The 19,141-nt window shown below is 58.7% G+C and carries 9 protein-coding genes and 5 pseudogenes; 11 read left to right on the top strand and 3 right to left on the bottom strand.

Annotated elements, in window-relative coordinates; all coding sequences use genetic code 11:
* Nucleotides 1-93: 93 nt before the first annotated feature.
* The 4 genes from PQB87_RS23960 to PQB87_RS23975 are packed head-to-tail and all read left to right on the top strand — an operon-like array spanning nt 94 to nt 5,477.
* On the top strand, nt 94-2,757 hold the full coding sequence (locus PQB87_RS23960) for a TnsB C-terminal domain-containing protein (protein WP_489244063.1): 2,664 nt from the start codon (nt 94-96) through the stop codon (nt 2,755-2,757).
* Complete coding sequence (locus tag PQB87_RS23965; protein ID WP_143262258.1) at nt 2,723-3,883, top strand: AAA family ATPase; 1,161 nt, start codon at nt 2,723-2,725, stop codon at nt 3,881-3,883. Before PQB87_RS23960 ends, PQB87_RS23965 begins: the two co-directional genes overlap by 35 nt.
* Nucleotide 3,884: 1 nt before the next feature.
* Complete coding sequence (locus PQB87_RS23970) at nt 3,885-5,282, top strand: TniQ family protein (RefSeq protein WP_489244064.1); 1,398 nt, start codon at nt 3,885-3,887, stop codon at nt 5,280-5,282.
* A gap of 51 nt (nt 5,283-5,333) precedes the next feature.
* Nucleotides 5,334-5,477: a RidA family protein gene (locus PQB87_RS23975; RefSeq protein WP_143262259.1), complete on the top strand. Its 144-nt coding sequence runs from the start codon at nt 5,334-5,336 to the stop codon at nt 5,475-5,477.
* A gap of 296 nt (nt 5,478-5,773) precedes the next feature.
* On the opposite strand, the pseudogene PQB87_RS23980 reads toward PQB87_RS23975, so the two are convergent.
* Nucleotides 5,774-7,176 (bottom strand): annotated as a pseudogene (locus PQB87_RS23980) (GGDEF domain-containing protein).
* A 206-nt stretch (nt 7,177-7,382) separates the two neighbouring features.
* Here PQB87_RS23980 and PQB87_RS23985 point away from each other — a divergent pair.
* Nucleotides 7,383-8,207 (top strand): annotated as a pseudogene (locus PQB87_RS23985) (cache domain-containing protein); the annotation flags it as partial.
* A 282-nt stretch (nt 8,208-8,489) separates the two neighbouring features.
* Here PQB87_RS23985 and PQB87_RS23990 read toward each other — a convergent pair.
* Together PQB87_RS23990 and PQB87_RS23995 are read right to left on the bottom strand one after the other, a co-directional pair.
* A pseudogene (locus PQB87_RS23990) lies at nt 8,490-8,737 on the bottom strand (IS21 family transposase); the annotation flags it as partial.
* 184 nt (nt 8,738-8,921) lie between these two features.
* Nucleotides 8,922-10,020: pseudogene (locus tag PQB87_RS23995) on the bottom strand (IS256 family transposase); the annotation flags it as partial.
* A 974-nt stretch (nt 10,021-10,994) separates the two neighbouring features.
* On the opposite strand from PQB87_RS23995, the gene PQB87_RS24000 reads away from it, so the two are divergent.
* The 6 genes and pseudogenes from PQB87_RS24000 to PQB87_RS24025 all read left to right on the top strand — a co-directional run bounded on the left by PQB87_RS24000 (nt 10,995) and on the right by PQB87_RS24025 (nt 18,926).
* Nucleotides 10,995-11,273 carry an HU family DNA-binding protein gene (locus PQB87_RS24000; RefSeq protein ID WP_027791979.1) on the top strand — a complete coding sequence of 93 codons (279 nt, stop codon included), beginning with the start codon at nt 10,995-10,997 and terminating at the stop codon, nt 11,271-11,273.
* Nucleotides 11,270-12,424 carry a PDDEXK nuclease domain-containing protein gene (locus PQB87_RS24005; protein ID WP_027791978.1) on the top strand — a complete coding sequence of 385 codons (1,155 nt, stop codon included), beginning with the start codon at nt 11,270-11,272 and terminating at the stop codon, nt 12,422-12,424. Before PQB87_RS24000 ends, PQB87_RS24005 begins: the two co-directional genes overlap by 4 nt.
* Nucleotides 12,425-12,527: 103 nt before the next feature.
* Nucleotides 12,528-12,956, top strand: coding sequence for a hypothetical protein (locus PQB87_RS24010; RefSeq protein ID WP_080982102.1), 429 nt, complete (start codon nt 12,528-12,530; stop codon nt 12,954-12,956).
* 279 nt (nt 12,957-13,235) lie between these two features.
* Complete coding sequence (locus PQB87_RS24015) at nt 13,236-14,087, top strand: FRG domain-containing protein (protein ID WP_049098169.1); 852 nt, start codon at nt 13,236-13,238, stop codon at nt 14,085-14,087.
* Between the two features lie 14 nt (nt 14,088-14,101).
* A pseudogene (locus PQB87_RS24020) lies at nt 14,102-14,327 on the top strand (integrase); the annotation flags it as partial.
* Nucleotides 14,328-14,423: 96 nt separating this feature from the next.
* Nucleotides 14,424-18,926 carry a tetratricopeptide repeat protein gene (locus PQB87_RS24025; RefSeq protein WP_124919377.1) on the top strand — a complete coding sequence of 1,501 codons (4,503 nt, stop codon included), beginning with the start codon at nt 14,424-14,426 and terminating at the stop codon, nt 18,924-18,926.
* The last annotated feature ends 215 nt before the right edge of the window (nt 18,927-19,141 follow it).

Raw genomic sequence — 19,141 nt, forward strand, 5'->3', positions numbered from 1 at the left:
CGACAGGAGGTTCGACATGGTGGTTGACGTAGCGCAAAACAGCGAGCAGCGGGATGGCGTAGCGTGGGCGGCGACTGTAAAAAGGGAGTGATCATGTTGCGCTTTGATCCTGCCATGTTGTACTCGCTGTTCGATCGGTTGGGTACCCCACCCGCGACACGTCAGCAAATTCTCGACGCTTTTCGGCAGCCCGCACGCTGGACGGCGCCAACGCCCCACGCGGCGCCTAGCCGATTACCCTGTCCCAAAATGGGGATGCATGTAAATGTGGCCAACACCATTGAACGCCGGGCCGCGCTCAACTACATGTTTGACGACCAGGTATTCGGCTATCTCGATGCCGCGATTCCGCTATGTGCCAACTACGTCGGGAGGAACGGGCGAACAGTACGCTATAACCATACTCCGTCGTTCCTGGTGATGACAGCCGAGGGACTTTATTTAGATGACTGGTTACCCTGCTCTCGTGTAGAAAAGCTCGTCACGCAAGGTGGCAATCGCATTGTTGCCGGGGATGATCAACCACGCTCGCCTCCATTCGAGAAGGCGGCGCATAGCTTGGGCCTGACGTACCGTCTCCGAACGGACCACGATTTGTCCGACAGGGTAAGCCGTAACCAGGATTTTTTTCGAACTTATTTGCTCGACAGCATGTGCCCCAACCCGGGATTCGACCGGGACATTACCGAGTTCTTTCGCTTGAACGGATACGCGACGCTCGAAGAATTGTTCGATGCGATTCCGCATCGCACGAAGGATGAATTCTATTTGGCTTTGGCAAACCGACGAATGATATCTGATTGGTCGAGTGCATTTGTCAAGGACTGCAATCGATTTATGGTCTTCCGGGACACGGTCACGCTTGAGGTGTATCGATGTTCGAGCACGCGAGCCACATCGGAGCGTTTGCCGCCGTGGCGTAGGGAATTGTTGTCCATTGGAACGAAAATCTCCCTTGCTGGAACAGTTTACACCGTTGCTGCGTCCGGGGATCTCGACGTGTTGCTTCAGTCGGACGAGCTCCGAGAGCCTCTTATACTGCGGCAGTCGTTCGTGGAACGGGCCTATGCGTCGGGAACCCTTGTACTGGTCGATGACGTTGATGGTGCCCCTCAGCTGGCCTTAGATTCTCCGTGGCGATATGCAAGCACCGGCGCAGTGTTGCATGCGCAGAAGATGCGAGACCTGTTGGCCTCCTGGGAGGCGGGGGTGCGCAGTGAAGCGGTTCGGCAATACACGGACCGGACGTACCGCGAGTACGCGCAAAAGAAGCGTAAGGCGTTGGCAAACGGCACGGACGTGTTGGCAGCGTTCCTGCCGCGCTGGTCAGCGCGGGGAAATCGCCGCGCGAAAGTGAAACCGGAGGTTGACGCGCTGATTGCCAAAACGATCGAGGAAAAGTACGAGACGCTAATTGGAAAGTCCAAATGGTTTGTGTACGCCGAGCTTTGTGATCGACTGGAGCAGATCGGTGAAACGGTATCGAAGCAAACCTTCCTGAAGCGTATCAAACGAGAAGACGGCGCACGTCTGGCGCGGAAACGGCGCGGAAGGAAGGCCGCGTATCAGGTGACACCGCTGTATTGGACGATGAATCGAGAGACGCCCCTTCATGGGGACTACCCGATGCAATTTGTCCACATTGATCACACACCTCTGGAAATAGACGTAATCTCGATGGAGACCGGCGAACCGTTGGGGCGCCCGTATCTGACGTTGCTCATATGTTCATATAGCCGGCGAATTCTGGGCTTTTATCTTTCCCTGTTGAGTCCGCGATATCTGAGTTGCATGGCAGCCATCCTCGATATGATCCGCCGCTTCGGACGCGTGCCGTCGACCTTGATCTTTGATGGCGGAGCGGAGTTTGGCTCCAAGGACTTCATCAGCTTGTTGGACTTTCTGCGGATCGAAGCCAAGAGCCGCCCGGCGTCTGCTTGCCGACATGGCACGGTGATCGAAAGGTATTTTGGTATTACACAGTCGATGCTCCTTCACAATCTTCCTGGTAATACGAAGATGCGTCGATGTGTTCGTGAATTGACGCAAGAAACCGACCCTGCGCGATTGGCTAATTTGACCTTGCCAGACTTGTATGAGGGCCTCGAGAAATTCTTTTTCGAAATTTACGATACCCGGCGTCATGGGACGTTGCTGGCATCGCCACGATCGATCTACGAGAGCGGTATACAAGTTACCGGCGAGCGGCTCAATCGTCTGAAGCGCTATGAGGATTGCATACCCCATGCATTTCCGACCGTTCGGGGCACAACACGCGTTCTTGACGCGCAGCGCGGCTTGAAATTGAACTATGACTGGTATCGCAATCCTCGACTGGAGTTGACACGCTATCACCAACGAACGGTCGAGGTCAAAATGCATTTGCTGAGACCGGAAATCGCGTATGCCCATGTCGACGGGGAGTGGATTCCCATGTACTCGACCCGCTGGCAGTTGGATGAGCAAGCGACCGATTTCGTGAGTCAGGCGCGGGCCGAAGAGCGACTTGTCTTGTGCCATAGGACCCAAGTATCCCACCTGCAGTCTATGGTCGAGACAACGCGCCTGGCCGGCGAAATGATTGAACCATCGGGGCATCGAACGTCGGTTGAGGCAGTGCCGGAGACTGCGTCTGCATTGCCGGTCGCCAGTTTGACTGGCGCGAAAACGCCCAACGTGTCGATGGAGTCGAAGTTCGAGAAACTGGAAACAGGAGGTGTTCGTGGGTACCGGTACACGATCGAAGGCCCGCACTGATGTTTTGTATCCGCGCGAATTAGAGGCCGCCGCTGCTCCGGTGAGGTTGGCCTACTTCAAAGATTCAATTGTGGCGCATCCTATGTTCGACGCGAAGCTTGCCGAGCTACGATCGTTGATCGGCAGCGGCTTGCGCGGAACGATGTTGGTTCTGGTTGGACCGGCGGGCGTGGGGAAGAGCGCATTAGGCGAAGTGCTCTGTCAAATGGAGAATAGGGAGTATTTTGATGCGGTTCCTGATGATCCACATCGCATCCCGGCCGCTTGGGTGGAGGCATGGGCAGCCGAGCGTGATCGTTTTGACTGGGTCGATTTCTATGAATCAATTCTCGGTGCGCTGCAAATTCCCCTGATTGGTGAAAGTGTGCCCGAGATCAAACGCACGCTGGCGGGACGCGAGGTCGTGGTGCCGGTGTTTGACCGACATCCGCGGCCCACGCTTCGCATACTCCGTCAGCGTCTGCGACGCGCGTTGGTGATGCGCTCGCCTGCGCTCATTTTCGTTGATGAGGCGTCAAACATTCTACTATCCCGTGAGCATGAACATGTGAAGCGGCAGGCCAATACGCTCCGATCCATCGTGAATCGGGCCGACACCAGGCTTTTGTTGACGGGGGCGTACGAGCTTTACGAACTCGTGACGCAAAGTGGACAACTCGCGCGGCGGGGAGAGGTGATTCATTTCAGGCCGTATCAGCAGGATGAAGCGGAACAGTTTATGCTCGGCTTGATTGCGCTTCAAAACTGCATGCCTTTGAGCCGGCGACCTTCATTAGGGCGCTTCGCCGACAAGTTGTTCGAGCAGTCTCTGGGGTGCATTGGGCACTTGAAGCGAATTCTGGTCAGGGCGATGTCGATCGCGACGGCGGAGGGCAAGCAGATTGATGATTCGATACTCCTTCATAGTTTCTACCCTCCCGCCACGCTCGAACGCCTCCGTCAGGAAATCAGATTGGGGTATCGACGTATCGAAGGAAAGCCTCATCCCGATGACGCTGAGCAAACGGATTCAGAGCAGGGTCCCGGCGACGCGGCTACTGTCGGGCGCTCGACAGTAGGGAAATCCGTTTCGCGTTCGAAACATGTTGGTCGGACTACGCCAAGCCGCGGCTGGTTTGGAAACTAGCATGCAGATGTACGACTCGAGATATCGGATGCCGGAGCGGGCGCTGTTTGCCACGGTGCCCCAGGCAATCGATTCGGCTGCGCGTCAAAAGCTGTCTGACTATGTCGCACACATGGCTGCTGATGCCCAAGTACCGGTGAGTGTGCTGGTACGCACTTTCGTGGATTGGCCGGCTAATGCGAAAGGGAAGAAACTGCCCTTTGCCTCTGGGCAGCGACTGGGTTATGTCAATGGGGCAGGCAAAACGGCGCATGCCTGGATTCGGTGTCTCGAACCCCTCGTCGCTCGGCAAGATTTGGAGCGACTGACGCTTTTGCCTATTCACCGCACAATTGGCAACATTACCGGCTGGCTGACTAATTCGCGTCGATGGTGCCCAATCTGTCTGCAAGAAGATCTGGAGCAAGGCAGACGAATCTATGAGCGCCTGATCTGGTCCGTGGGCCTTGTTCGAAGCTGTCCGGAGCATCGCTGCAGTCTGGTCAATGTCTGCCCGCAGTGTGGGTTTACGCACTGCCACGAACTTGACCGGCGACGACTATCGGGGTTTTGCTCCCGATGTGGCAGCTGGCTGGGTGGAAATGCAGACATCGGAGGGTTCTTACTGGGGTCTCAATATGATCAATGGGTGGCCGAGAATTTTGTTGCGCTTCTGGCATTTCCCGCGGAACGGCTGAATGAATTATCGCCCCAGAATTGGCCCGGTATGCTGGAGGCCGGGATAGAAGTGATGGCGAATCGGAAGGCGGTGAGGTTCGCCGAATTGTGCGCCACCCGGGCGTCGAATATTTGTGCGTGGCGTGCGGGTAAATCGTATCCCTCGATTCGCGCAGTGCTTCGCATCTGTTGGGTGTTCGATATCCCGCTGGTTGATTTTCTGCGAGGCTCACAAGTTGCCTGGACCGATGCGACTGTTCGAGCGCTGCCAGTTGGAATGGCAACGACGGTACCGCGCGCCTTCCACCGTGATGAGGACTGGGGGTACATCAAGAACGTGCTGACGAGCTATGCGGCAGGCGAGCGTCCATGTGGCAGTATGCGTGCGGTCGCCCGAGAACTTGCGTTGGACCGCAGCGTGCTGCATAGGCATTTTCCAGAACTTGTGCGTCAAATTGCCCGGTTGGGTCAACAAGAGCGATTGGACGCGGCGGTCGCGCGCGAGATCGAGCGACGCGATAGAGTTTTCGGTTGCGCGCTGCGGATAGTTCAGATCTTGCTCGCCCAGGATATTTATCCAAGTTGGCGACGTATCGAGACCATATTGCGAGACCAGTATCAGGTAATTATCACGCGTCGTGACAACTCGTTGCTGCGACGCGCCCAAATCCAAGGTGGGGTCCTTCGAAAAAGGACTGAAAGGGCAGCAGAGGCGCGCCGCGTCATGAACTCGAGCCGTTGACAGCGGACGGACCGCTCGAGACCCCTGTGTGCACAGATCTGGGTGGCCGACATGGCGCGCGACTTCAATCTGATGAACGTCACGTGGGAGGCGTGGATGCCGGAGGGTACGGCGCCTGCTCGCGCAACGACTGAAGCCATGCTCGCGTCGCCCGCGATCCTCGTCGAGATCATGGTGACTGCGGCAGTCGCATGAGCACCGCCCGGGGAGACGGACAGGGCGCGTGCATCAGGCCGAACACGACCGGTGCGCACCGCAGACGCGGACGACGATTGCCCGCGGCGCCGGATAGCAGGCGGCTCGGACCGGCCTCTTCCGCCATGCCACGAGACGTCGTCCAGGTGCATCTGTCCGCCGCGGGCGCGCCGCAGCTGTGGGAGAATGCGTCGCGCGACGGCCCGGTCGGGGAATAGAGACGCTCGCGCCCAGCAAGCCACTTCGGCTGGGCTCGGCAGGCACGCACGCTGGGACTGCAGACGCCGTGCCACCGCCTACGTGGCGACCACCCGGTTGCGACCTTGGTGCTTCGCGCGGTACAGGCGTTCGTCCGCCTTGCGCAGCATCGCGTCGATCGTTTCCCCGTCACGGCCGAACTCGGAGATGCCCACGCTCACGGTAACCTCGATCGGCCGGCCGATGCCCGCCTCGAATGGCGAACCGGCGATCGCCGCGCGCAGGCGTTCGCCGATTGAGTGGGCGGTCTCCAGCGCGGCTTGCGGCAGCAGCACCATGAACTCCTCTCCGCCGATCCGCGCGACGCCGTCGTACGGCCGGATCGCATCGAGGCATTTCTGCACGAAGCGCTGCAACACCGCGTCGCCCGCCTGATGCCCGTAGCTGTCGTTGATCGCTTTGAAGTGATCGAGATCGAGCGCCAGCAATGAGAAGGGTGCGCCATTGCGTTTCGCCCGGGCGATTTCGGCCTCCGCGCGTTCGATGAACTGCCGCCGATTGGCGCGCCCGTGAGTGGGTCCGTTGCCGCCATGTGCTCGAGCTTCTGGTTGGTCCGCTGCAGCTCCTGCAGCGCCCGCTCCGTCCGCGCCATTGCCTCTCTCAAGCGGGCAAACAGCTCTCCCTGGCTGTAGATCTTCGAAAACGAACGCGTCGTGTGAAACGCTTGCACGACGCCGAAGCTGAGCAGGAAGAAGCCGGCCGCAAAAATCGCATGCGCCAGCCACCACATATGATTCCACGGCCGCCCGAGGATGAACGCGAGCGAAGAAAGTGCAAAGGACGCCACCGATACGCCGTAGATCGTCATCAGCGGCGAGCGGATGCGCCGCAGGACGAGCGCGACGACGTTCACGGTGGAGAACAGGAGTGCGCCGCCCTCCATCGACAGGCGTACCCACGGCGCGCCGGCCACCGGCGAGTAGGCGATGGCGGCGACCGCGACGTCGATCAGCACGAACAGCCCGATCCACTTCGCCCAGCCGCGGCGATCCGCGCGTGTTGCCTCGCTGTCGGCCGCGTGGCTGTACGCGAGTTGGCCGACAAACGTCAGGATCGACATCGTCAGGCGAGAGGCCGGCCCGTAAAGCAGAAACAGCCAGATATTGTGATGCGCCATCCCGGTGAAGGCGCCATGCAATGCATAGATGAGGGAGAAACCGAGAAAGCCCAGCGTGAGCCAACGCAACAGCGGCTCGCCCGAGAGACGATAGCAACGCCAGCAGACATAGGTGACGAACCCGCCTTCGAGCGTCGCGGCGGCTATTGCCAGCTCGTGAAAGGCATGATCCTCAAATTTCAGCGACGGATCCTGGAAGAAGTACAGGTAGGCAATCAAATACAGCGGAACCAGCGCGAAGCCAGCCAGCAGAAGCTTGGCATATCCACGGGTGACCAGTTGGATCGCGCCGGATGGCTCATCGGCGGCGACTTGTGTGCGCATGGCCTGCCTCCCGTTTCGTCAGGTGAATCCAGTATAGGTAACGGGACGCGTCCGGATCGATTTTCATGCTGCCGTTCTTGGGCCCCTGCAGGCCAATGCAAGTGGGCGACTTGCACGCGCGCACGCACGTTTTTAGTATTCGGATCGAAGCCCATTATAAAATTGCCGCGGCGCTCCTGGCGCCAGTTCGGTCAGCGCGGAGCCCCATGCAATCCCGTTCAACAACCGCTTACTACGTCGTGGCCATCGGAACCATCATTGCGTGTGCGCTGATGGGCCTCTGCGTGCTCCAGCTACTGCAAAGCCGCCACGACGCGCTTGATCGCGCGCGCGAAACCTCGCGCAATCTGGGCCTGATGGCCGAACGCGACATCGAGCGCAACGTCGAACTTTACGACCTGTCGCTGCAAGCGGTGCTTCACGGCCTGCAGCGCACGGACGTGATGAATTCTTCCGCGAGCCTGCGGCGCGCCGTGCTGTTCGATCACGCGATGACGGCTCAATTTCTTGGCGCGATGCTGGTACTCGACGCGGGCGGGAACATCATCCTGGATTCCGCCAACGACGTGCCGCGCCAGGGCAACTTTTCGAATCGCAAGTACTTCACGGTCCATCGCGACAATCCCAACGTCGGGCTTTACGTGAGCGACCCATTTGCGTCGCGTCTGCGCGGCGGCATGCTCAGTATTGCGCTGTCTCGGCGGATCTCGAACCCCGACGGCTCGTTTGGCGGCATCGCCCTGATTGCGATCAACTTGGAGTACTTCCGTCAGCTGTTTGCAGGGCTGTCGCTCGGGCAGCACGGCTCGATGTCGCTGATCGGCAACGACGGCATCATGGTGATGCGTCACCCTTACGATGTGCACACCATCGGCCGCAACATCAGCAAAGCCGCGACGTTCCGGCGCTTCCAGACGGCACCGGAGGGTTCTTTTTCGGAAACGGCGTCGATCGATAGGGTGCGCCGTCTCTACTATTTCAAGCACCTGCCAAAGCTGCCGCTGATCATCATGGTCGCGGAGGCGGAACAGGTTTGTTAAACATATGAAGATTTGTTTTTATAGGTATCAAAATATTGGGTTGAATGTGTCAGATGCGTTTTTTGGTAATGAGTTTGATCGCCTTCAGTAAAAAAGGGGCTGACCTAACATGTCCATGTGATATCACATGCGCATGTGATATCACATGGACATGTTAATTGGCGAGGCTAGGTGATTTAATATGGCCAAGTGAATCGACCCGGGCATGTTATATCTCGGAGGACTGGAGGTCGCCGACTTGTGGCATCGGGAGGGATTGGGAGAGAATGGCTAGGTGCCGGCCGGCAACGCCTGCAGAGTGGGCGCTCCTCGCTGAAGTGCTGAGCGACGACGCAGTGTGTGGTGCCGTGCACGCGGACATTTGCGACCGCGTCGAGCCTCTCGCACAGTTGGCGGTTCCGGTCGGTGAGGTTCTGGAAGCGGCGCGCCAGGAAGAAGTCCTGCCGGATATAGCGATACGGCCGCTCGACCTTACACTTGGTCTTGGCGCGATACGCCTTGCATGCGAGCGACGCGAAGCCGGATCCAGCCGAGCGCCTTGCCGGATTCGCGGAGCGTGCTGACGGCGGCCGTCAGCGCTGTGCGGTCGCGACCGTACCTTCGATAGTTTTACTGCATGACCTCTTCGCTACGCTGATGCTCGAAATCGACGTCAAGATGGCACCCACATGGACTATACCGATGAGGGTATCAGGGTTTCAGTGTTCAAGGCAGGTATAGCAATTTCACGGAAGGCCGAACGAATCGATCTGCGTAAAGGATGGCGAACTGGTTCGTGGCGGTCTTCCAGTCATGCGCGGCACTTCCCCAATTCGCGGTGATGTTGCGCAAGGCTAGCCAGATGAGCTTGGTGGCGGCCTCGTCGGTCGGGAAGTGACCACGGGTCTTGATGATCTTGCGCACGCCCGGAGAAAACGCGAAGAACGGGATGACGCGATCCCAGGCGTTGCGCCACGCGCCACTGACGGTCGGAAATTTCTGGCCCCAGGGACCTGCTGCAAATGCATCGAGTTCAGCCTGAGCGGCTTCTGCACTTGGGGGCTGCGTAGATCGGTTTGATCGCCGCAGCCAACCCGCGGCGGTCTTTCCAGCTGGCGTAATCCAGGCTATTGCGGATCAGGTGGACGATACAGGTTTGCAGCGTCGTCGCCGGAAATACTGCCGCCAAGGCCTCGGGCATGCCCTTCAGACCGTCGGTCACGGCGATCAGGATGTCGTGAACGCCGCGCGTCTTCAGATTGTTGAACACCCTCATCCAGAACTTGGCGCCCTTGGTGTTCTCGATCCACAGACCCAGGATCTCCCGGGTGCCGTCGGGCAGCACACCCAGCGTCAGATACACCGCCTTGTTGCGCACGACGGCGTCTTCGCGAATCTCGACCCGCAGGGCGTCGAAGAACACCACTGGATACATCGGCTCAAGCGGTCGAGCCTGCCAGGCCGTCACCTCGGCCATGACTTCATCGGTTACGGAACTGATGAAGTTCGGCGAAACCTCGGTGCCGTATTGCTCCAGCAGGAAACCTTGAATCTCGCGCACGGTCATGCCCCGGGCATACATGGCGACGATCTTGTCGTCGAAGCCAGTAAAGCGCCGTTCGTGCTTGGGAATCAGGATGGGTTCGAAGCTGCCGTCGCGGTCGCGAGGCACCTCGATGCGAATCGGACCGTCTTCGGTCAGGACCGTCTTGGCACCTTTGCCGTTGCGCTGATTCGTGGCATTGGTCGGCTTGGCCGCACCGGCAGGGTAGCCGAGATGATGGCTCATCTCGCCGCCCAACGCCCGTTCGATCAGAGCACTTCTTGAGTGCCAGTGTTGTCGACATACAAAAAAGGTCTCACTTATGAGAAGGGGACTGAAATGTTCAAAAAGGACCACATCTCGTATTTTGCTACGTGGAAAAGTGAGATAACTGATTGATATCAATCACCTTTATTTTCTGCTGCGTTAGGGGCCTGGGGAGTCAGCAGGGGCGTGCAAAAGTTTCCCGCCAAAAAAAGTGATTAGTATTTCTACGTTAATGTGCGTACTAGGTCGCTGTGGCAAGGGAAAGCGATATCATTTCATAAGGCTTTCAAGTTGAGGTGGGAATCCACTCAATGCGAGTCGACTGAATGACCTGACGTTGGCGCTTTCCCTGCGGGTGACAGAAGACCAAGGGAGGCCCACGGACGAACGCCGCGCCGACTGCACGGGTGGCTCAACATAGGCCCTTTTTGCGGCGACGGCAGACTTACAGGACCGCGTGACATCTCGTCGACGTTGTGGCGCTCAATCGCGAGAACTGAAGGGGAACATAGTGAGGGCTATGTTACCCTTTATTTCGGGACCCCTGCATTCATGTCGCTGAATCCATCGCTCACACAACTGAAGTTGAGTCTAGGCCCGGCTGCCGGTGGCGGGCAGACGGGAGGCAGGAGACGCGGCACGAACCGATGCCGTGGTCCGCGCAGGTCGGCCGGGCAGATTCGGCTGGAGAAACAGTCAGGTTGTGTGACACCGGAAGCCGGACCATGTAGTCTGCGCGAGTGATGACACCCGCACCGGCCCGCTAGTTGTGTGAGCGCTGGCCGGGCGAAAAACGTTCGCGATTGCTCTTGGCGAGCGTGGCTGCGACAGGTGTAAGCCGGAGTTTATTGGTGGGCTGCCCGCCGCAGGCAGTGGTGGGGACGGATGCCAGTGAGTTGGAGGGTATTGCTGCACTGATCGCCAGCGATTTGCGTGTGTGCAGCGGGATGAGGTAGGGTGCAGCTTTGACTTGGTTGCCGAGGCTGTTCATGAACAAGCAGGAACTCATTGACGCGGTCGCAGCGGGCGCGGGCGTCAGCAAAACCGACGCGAGCAAAACCGTCCAGGCGGTCCTGGACGCGATCACGGACGTGGTGAGTCGCGGCGAATCGGTACAGCTGATCGGTTTCGGCGCGTTTTCGCAGGGGCAGCGAGCCGCCCGCACGGGACGTAATCCGACGACGGGCGCGGAGATTGCCATCCCGGCCGCGAATACTGTGAAGTTCACCGCTGGCAAGGCGTTCAAGGACGTGGTGAACGCACTGTGACGCAGCGTGATGTCGGGCAGGCCGCTTATGCGGGACTACACCGTGAAATTGCCGATATAGTCGCGTCGGCGCGCGAAGCGACGGCTCGCACGGTGAACGCCCTGATGACGGCGACATATTGGGAGATCGGGCGACGAATCGTTGAGTTCGAGCAGGGCGGGGAGGAACGGGCCGCTTATGGCGAGGCGGTGATCCGCCGTTTGGGCGCCGATCTGTCAGAGCGATTCGGTCGCGGCTTCGGATGGCGCAATCTCGCACAGATGCGCGCCTTTTACTTGACGTGGCCTGCGGATCGGATTGTGCAGACACTGTCTGCACAATCCACGCCCGCCCGGATTGTCCCGACAGCGTCTGCAAAATCAACCAAGGCGGCGGTGAAGGCGCCGCCGGGCGTGGCGTTTGAGCTAAATTCTATCGCTCAGGCTTTTCCGTTGCCCTGGTCCGCCTACGTTCGCCTCCTCGCGGTGAAAACGCAAGCTGCTCGCGACTTTTACGAGGCTGAAGCGTTGCGTGAGGGCTGGTCTGTGCGACAGCTTGACCGTCAGATCAGCAGTCAGCTCTATGAGCGGCTGGTGCTGTCACGCAACAAGGCGTCCTTGCTCGGAAAGGTGGCTGTAGCGCAACCCGGCGATCTTCTATCGCCTGAGGAAGCGATCCGCGATCCGTTCGTCCTCGAATTTCTTGACATGAAGGACGAATATTCGGAGTCGGATCTCGAAGCGGCCTTGATCCAGCACTTGGCGGATTTCCTCCTCGAGCTCGGCGATGACTTTGCGTTCATAGGTCGGCAACGGCGTCTACGGATCGATGACACCTGGTTTCGAGTCGATCTCGTGTTTTTTCACCGGCGCTTGCGATGCCTGCTCATTATCGATTTGAAGGTCGGGCGCTTCAGCTATGCGGACGCGGGGCAGATGCATCTCTACCTCAACTACGCGCGTGAACATTGGATGAAGCCCGGCGAAAACCCCCCGGTTGGCTTGATTCTGTGTGCTGAAAAAGGCGCGGCCGAGGCGCATTATGCACTCGACAACTTACCGAACAAGATACTCGCAGCGGAGTATCAGACGGTCCTCCCGGATGAGGCCACATTCGCGCGAGAATTGGAACGTACCAGGATCGAACTAGAGCGCCGGGGCCGCAAGGCGTGACTTCCCGTCCGAGGTTCCGAAGTGCTTAAACACGCGCGGATCGGCGAATACGATGAAGCGGTCGCCCGATAAAATTTGATGTTGCTGGCACGGCAATCAAGCTATGCGAAAACACTCTACCGTGCGCCGACGGCCACTGACGAAGGCGCAACTACTACCTCTTCCGGTTGACCAAGTCCGTCGTCTTTCTCTCAAGCACCACCTCGCACTTGCGCTGCTTTGCGGCGGCAGTGGTGATATCGAGTCGATCGCCACGCTGTCCAATATACTCGCGCTCGCGCTCTATTTGCGTTCCGACGGCGAAGCGGAACTGTATCGCTCCGCGGATTTCGCACTCAACCAATGCATTGCGCGGGCAGAGCGGGGTGGCAAGTGGACTTTTACAGACGCGGAACGGACTGCACTCGAAGCGTTGCTTCGTGTTCATGATAAGCAACTTGCTGCGGTGCCGGTCCATCGCTATCTTGAAGCACTGGAGCAGGTGCAGCATGTTGGCACGCCTTCCTTTAACTTGCCGATCGAATCGGACTGATGCTGAACGTTTTCTGCCTGTCGTGGCGAATACGCCGGCGGTTGATATGCACGGGTAAATCTGTGAGTTGGCGCAGCCAATGCGTGATCCGTGTGTGGACCTCGTAGTCGACAGTTTCTACGTAGAAACTCTAGCAAGTGAGTCAGGGCGTGTGTAGTTGTGTCGTCAAAGGGCACCGCGATACTCTTTGTCTAAGTGGTTCTATTCCGTGGCGGGATCTAGTGGAATAAAAGGGCATTAGGATGACGGTACCCTGACCCACGAACAAAGGACTCACCGATGAGCACCTCATCCAGTCTCGATCCGAATCTCCGCGATGCCCAATGTGTCGGGGAAGCGACTGACCTCGTGAGCTTTCTACAACACGTCGACAAGTGGCTTGCCAGCGTCGACGTGATCAGCCTCGATTTCCCACTGTTTCGCGGCCAGGAGGTGGAGTCGTGGCGGCTTGTGCCCGCAATTGGACGCGCACCATACCAACTGCGGTTGCGGCCCAACACCGAGCAACGCATGCTCGACGAGTTCAAGCAGCGTGCCCTGCCTCACGTCGAATCGACCGTGGACTTGACGAACGCCGACTGGCTTGCGATCGCGCAACACCACGCGATGCCCACCCGCTTGCTGGATTGGTCGGGGAGTGCGTTGTCGGCCCTCTGGTTCGCAGTAAAAAAACCGGCCGTCGAGCAACCGTGCGAGTACCGTTCGTGTGAAAGCGAGGAGGGCCGTGGCGTGTGGCCGGGCGCCGTGTGGATGTTGCCCGTCGTGCACGACGACCTGATCTCGCCCGAGGAGAGCAAAGATCCGCTCCGACTCGGCCGAACGCGGTTGCTGAAGCCGCGCCATGTCTCTCGCCGTATCGCTGCCCAGGACGGCTGGTTCACGGTGCATCGCGGGAAGCAAAGTGGCCTCGACACGAGATACTTCGCGCTCGACACCAACCCCGGGTTTCGTGACCGACTGCGATACATCCGCATTCCAGGCGAGGCATTTGGCACTATCCGCGGGCAGCTTCAGCGGGCCGGCATCAATCGCGGCGTGTTGTTCCCGGACCTCGACGGGGTCGCCGGCCGCATCACGGATGACATCCTGTATCCCGCCGATCAACCATCGCCCGGCGCTAGCAATTTCTGAGGAGTCACGATCCCGTGGCCAATCGCCCCCAGCAGCTCGACCTACCAGTGCCGCGCACCTACACGCGTACCGAGTTCACCGTGCTGCGCGCGCGTGAAAAGTCTGCCGATCGCCGCGATCGCGCGGCTCTACTTCGACCTGGACGAGCACGAACCGCTCGAGGTCGAGCGCCTGTTGCGCACCATGCGTGACGACCTGGTGTCGATCGCGCTGCGCGAGGGCTCGCCGGTGCTCGTCGAACAGCAACGGATGTGCCAGGAGGCGGCGAAGTATCACGCGTGACTGGCAGCGCGACGCGGCGAGTAGCGGCAAAGCAATGCGGGCAGAGATCAAAACATGAAAACGAATACGAATACGAAAAAACAGACACGTCGACCGGGAAAGTCTTCACAACGCAAGTCCTCTACCGAAGGAATGGCCAAATCGGCCGCGAGTTCAGCGTCGACTGGAGGGCAGGGAGTCACATTCGAAAATCGTGCCCAGGCTGTCAAGCTGATCCACATGTGTTTAGGTGCGCCTTCCCCGGGAATTGCTGAAGGGTGGGTCATCGCAGAACTGCGCTTCCAGGCACGCGCGCATGGACCGCAAACGGACGATCTGGTTTGCACAGTCGAGAACTCGGCGGGTCACCGGCATCGCGTGTTCTTCCAAATGAAATCAGGACTGACCGCAAGACGGTCGACCAAAGCTTTCCAAGATGCAGTCGGGGGGGCTTGGCTTGACTATCAGCAACCGGAGCTGTTCTCAAGAGGCAAGGATCGCATCGTTATCGTTCATGATGCCGACGGGCGTCATCACATGAGCGGTGCGACCGCAGTTGCGAAGGCGGCAAGCCTGTCGCTGTCGAGTCGAGAGTGGCTCGAAAAAATCGATGCGGTCGGGGTTAGCAATGCACTGAAGCGAAACGCCGTCTCTGCATTCAAAACCGTTGTCGCGAGTTTTGCGCGAAGACCGATTGACGACGAGGAACTCTACACGTTCCTTCAACATGTGAGCTTCCTCGCGCATGACTTAAAGGAAGACGGCACTCCCGAGCACGTGCAACTCGTCAACCTGATTCGCTCGAGTTTGCTGTCCAGTGGCTACACTGCCGATCCCAATCACGTCTGGTCGAAGTTTGTGACATCGTGTATGTCACTCAATGCGAGCGCAGGCGGGATAGCGCTCGATTCCTTGGCCGAGGTGATTGGCGATGACCTCGCTCGCGCGTTCAAGATCATCCGCGACGCAAGCGCTCAACAATACACTCTCGGCGCGCATGCTGGTGCGTGGAATCACGGCACTTCTCCCGTTGGCGTGGCAGTCGGTATCTCAACGGCGACGCTACCGACGGGCAATACGGGAGGTCAAAGTGCGATTCCTGCCTCGCGCGAATCATCCGAAAACAAGCTCATCTCCCGACAGCTCGATCAACTCAATACTCGAATTCGGGAAGGCCGGTACCGAGATGCGCTGAATGACCTCGGAAAGCTCGGCGAGGATCTGGAACCGTTCGATGCGCATCAGCGCGCGCGTTGGTACCTCATGCGCGGGACATGCCGCTTCAATCTCGACCGTGACCAGGACGCCGCGGCTGATTTTCTAAAGGCAGCTGCCTTGTGCGATGACGACGACAAGCTCGCCGCTGCACGGGTGCGCGGTTTGTTGCTAGCGAACGATTTCGCGGCGGCGGAAAAGGCTGGCCACGAGGCGCTCGAGCGATTCCCGCAGTCGCTTTCGGTCTGGTTAATCGCCAAAAACGCGGAATTGGTGCGAGGCGGGTCGCTAGCGGAGGACGCGATTCCTTGTGAGTACCGCCAAGAGGCCGACGCGTTTCAACTGGTTGCCTTTAGCCGCTACCGAGCCGGAGATATCAATGGAGCAGCCGCGGCAGCTCGAAAGGCGTTGGACCTTCAAGACGTAAGCTTCTTCAACAGGGATAGGGCGCTGGGATATACGCTTGAGTGGGTGGCGGCTAGTCCGCTCAACATCGCCTTTCGCATGCTTGACACGGCGGAGTTGAATGCGCTGGGCGACGTAGCAGCGGCGTTCGAGCCGCGGCACGAAAAGCTGTGGACGGTCCAGTCAACAGCGACACTGAAAGCGACGGTGGTCAACCTTGGCTACGTCTATGTCCTTTTGAAGCGGACCAACGACGCCTTAGATCTGCTGCGTGAGGCGCGCGCGAGATCGATAGACGGGTCGGAATTTATCCGTTTGGAGATCGAGGCCCATCGCGGCGGTGGTGATATCGACCGCGCTTTGGAGGTTGGGCTGTCCTCACTCCACGCGATGCCCGCCGATGCCCTGGTCACATTCGCTCAGACATGTGCAAATGTAGGAAAACTCGAACCGATTGAGCGAGCAATCGAGGCTGCGGCTAACTTGCCGACCGATTGCGAACGCGCGGTCGAATCGATCAGAGTATTGCTGTGGCAAGCGCTTGCGAAGGACGGACGTCACGATGAGGTTATGAAACAGCTAGAAGCCCAGGACCTATCGACATCGACGTCTATTGCTGCGATTGCGGTCGGATCGGACATGCTTCGTCGCGCCGGCCGCTTGGAGCGGGCAGATAGTCTGCTCGCCCGCGCGGCCACACTCGTGAACCAAACGGGCGTAGAGCAGGAGCGCTATATGTTAGCGATGGCCTATTTCCAAGCTGGACGATTTGAGGAATGTGCCGAGATATACGCTGCGATGCTAAGGTCCGGGGTGCACAGTGAGCTTCATAGCGATCTGCTATTTTGCTACATGCGCCTCGGTGCGTATGCGAAGGCCCGGCAACTTCTCGACTCCCTTCACGAGAGCTGGATCGAAAACGACGGTGCGCGGCACTTGGCCATGGAACTCGGTCAGGAAGTCGGCGATTGGGCGTTGCTCAAGCAGCTCTCATTGGTTCAACTGAGGCACTACCCCGGCCAAGCGATGAGTTGGTTGTTTCGGCTGACCACGGCCGCTCGGGACTCGGATGGGGAGCTTTTGTCCGTGCTGGATCAAATTCCCGAGTTGCTCGAAGGCACCTCTCGAGAGTTGACACAAATTGCCACATGTGAAATGAGTCATGGATTCGAGGAACGCGGCCTCCGACGTCTCTATCGCATGCGCCGGTTGAATATGGCGGACGTCGATGTGGCGGCAGCGCACTTGGCCGGCCATCTCGCCGTACACAAAGCGCTGCCGCACCTCGAAGTTAGTCGACCCGTGATCGAGGAGGGGACTTACTTTACGGTGGTCGACAATGCGGGGCGACCCTTTACCCGAGCTGTCGATCCTATCGGGTTCGACGGACTTCCAGATGCCGACGAATTCCGTTCCGCGTCATCAACGGACGTTGCCCCTTTTATTGGCGCAATTGTTGGAAGCGAGGTCGCCGTTGCTCAAACATTCGATGAGCCGAAGGTGTTCAAGGTAGTGACGATCGGATCGGCGTATCGTCGCCTGCTCGACACCACCCATGAAATGCTGAAGGGCTCAATTACCCAGTCATCCTACGTTTCGGTAATCAACCTGCCCGAAGACGAACACGGGGCTCTGGATTTTTCCCAGTTGAAGGCGCAGCTCCACCGAAGCTCGGAAGTCGGTCGACAAATCATGGAGGGGTATCGAAAGGCTCCTTTTACTATCGGAGGGGTGTGCCGAATGATGGGGCGCGGCGTTGTCGACGCAGTCTGTGGATGGCCCAACCAAGAAGCAAAGTTGGATGTCGGCGGTGGCTCGGAGGCACATCGTGCCGAAGCGGAAAGTTTGTTGTCTCGGAGCGATGCGGGTTATGTCATTGATGCCGCGACTTTGATCGAACTGGGGCGGCTCGACTGCCTACACGCATTGTCGAGCCTCCCGAAGCTATATTGTTCGACGAAGACCTATGGGCTTCTACGTGATGAGCTTGAGGAGTCACAGCGCGTGCGCGCCTCAGGTACCGCGATCGAACACAATGGCGAACTGGCGATCGTCGAAGTGACTGAGCAAGACTGGGGTCGACGCACCGCAATGTTGCAGGACGTGGTTGACGCGATCGATACGTACTGTGAAGTTCGACCGTCATACGGCCCGGCAGATTGGCACCGAGCCCCACAGGGGTTTCGCGACGTCATTTCGACCGAGGAGGCGGCAACATTAGCGCTGGGCATGGAGCTGGACGCAACTTTGCTGTGTCTGGACGCGAGACTGCGGTTGATTGGGGCAAGTTTCGGACTCGCGGGCGTATGGCCGCAAGCGCTCCTTGCATCGTGCAGAGCGTCAGGCCGAATGCGTGATCGGGAATACTCGGCGGCATGCATGAAAATGTTCTGGAGTGGTCGTAACTTCATCTCGTTGACGGCCGACGACTTGATCAGTGCACTCTACCAAGGCACGGAATGGGCCCGCGCCACAGTCACTTCGCTTCGAACACATCTGGCGGAGGACGACATTGACTTCGGTTCTGCGCTCCGCGTGTCCTTGGATTTTCTCAGTAAATTGACCAACTCGGGGCGCGGGCAATTTGGCTTTCTGATCGAAGTGACCGAATTTGTCATCGGAGGACTGGCGCGACATAGGCGTTGCCCGGAGAATCTGGCGGAGACTGCCAAGAACGCATTGCAGAGCGCACCAGCAATTCGCGCTCAAGGCGAAGCCGCACTCGAGTTGCTATTTGGCGTTATTGAAAATGCGTGTGCACGAGCGCGAACCGAGGCGACGGCATTAGAGTTCAAAGGACAGATTCTCTATTGCAGCGCGCCACCTTGGTTGTTGAACGGGCTAAGCTCGCATGACGCTGCAGTCCTACGCAATGTCGCTTCAGACGAAATGCCGGTGGAGGACGTTGGCACGTTTGACCACAATTCAACGTCGGGAATCGATATAGAGAGCGAGTAACCGCGAACGCGGAGAAGATCACTCTCTGTTTGACGGTTCGCGGCGTTCGCTGCGAGCACGTCTGTTTCTCCGGAAGCTGACGCAGTTTGATGGCGCATCGGCCATCGCGTCGCCAGGTACTTCTATGGCCTACATGGCAACCTGATCCTGCGTGGGCAGATAGAGCGCGCGCTCGAGGCGGCCGAGGCGGCCGAGGCGGACCTGATCGTATTACC

Source organism: Burkholderia sp. KL41, from assembly GCF_057005415.2.